Source organism: Arthrobacter sp. JCM 19049, from assembly GCF_001310435.1.
The window spans coordinates 1-930 of sequence record NZ_BAXF01000691.1 but is presented as its reverse complement, the minus strand read 5'-3'; the positions used below and the strand labels follow the sequence as shown (position 1 = coordinate 930).

General features: G+C 70.8%; 2 protein-coding genes. Both read right to left on the bottom strand.

Features of this window, described 5'->3' with window-relative positions; all coding sequences use genetic code 11:
* On the bottom strand, nucleotides 1-227 hold a 227-nt coding region (gene folK, locus JCM19049_RS15550), incomplete at its 3' end, for a 2-amino-4-hydroxy-6-hydroxymethyldihydropteridine diphosphokinase (protein ID WP_279403375.1).
* Between the two features lie 55 nt (nucleotides 228-282).
* Nucleotides 283-768 (bottom strand): dihydroneopterin aldolase, encoded by a 486-nt coding sequence (gene folB / locus JCM19049_RS15545; RefSeq protein WP_279403374.1) that lies wholly within the window; start codon nucleotides 766-768, stop codon nucleotides 283-285.
* Nucleotides 769-930 lie beyond the last annotated feature (162 nt).

Below are 930 nucleotides of genomic sequence, written 5' to 3'. Positions count from 1 at the left end.
ACCGCGTCGGGGTCCATCCAGCTCCACGGCGCCAGCACGAAGCCGCGCAGGTGCGCGCGCGGGTGCGGCAGGGTCAGCCGCTCGTCCTGCAGCACCAGCTGGTCATAGGTGATCACATCCACGTCCAGGGTCCGCGCCTCCCAGCGCACGGTGCGGGTGCGGTGGTGCTCCCGCTCCACCTGCTGGCACAGATCCAGCAGCTGGTGCGGGTCCAGGGTGGTGCGCACGGCGATGACCTGGTTCAGGTAGTCCGGCTGGCCCCGGGCCCGCCCACCGGCTTGGTCAGCGCCAGCGGGGACACGGCTTCGACCGCACCTGCGGGTGGTCCTGCAGTTCGCGCACGGCCGCCTGAAGCGTCTGCCGGCTCTCGCCCAGGTTCGAGCCCAGCGCCAGCACCGCGCGGTGCTCCCTCTGCACGCGGCTGATCGCCACGGTGACATCGTCAAAGGGCACCGGGATCGGGGCCTGGGGCTTGTGCACGGTGACGTCGACCCGCGCCACGCTGGGGTAGCCGGTGAGGATCGCCTGGGCGATCTGTTCGGCCAGCTTCTCGATGAGGTCCCAGGGCCCGGCCTGGATCTGGCCGACGACCAGCGCGCTGACTTCCCCGTAGTGCACGGTATCGGTCACGTTGTCGCTCAGCGCCGCGCGGGTGGTGTCGGTGTGCAGCACCACGTCCACCGTAAACGGCTGGCCTTCGCGCTTCTCGTGCTCGAAGACCCCGTGGTGGCCGGTGGCGGTGATGCCGGTGACGCTAATGCGATCCATGCGCCTTCACTACTTCGATGGCGTCGCGGCTGGACTGCACGTCGTGCACGCGCACCGCCCAGACCCCGTTGGCGGCGGCCAGCGTGGTGGTTGCGGCGGTGGCGGCATCGCGGTTCTGACGTCGCGCGGCTTGCCGCCCTCGCGCAGCAGCTCACCCAGGAA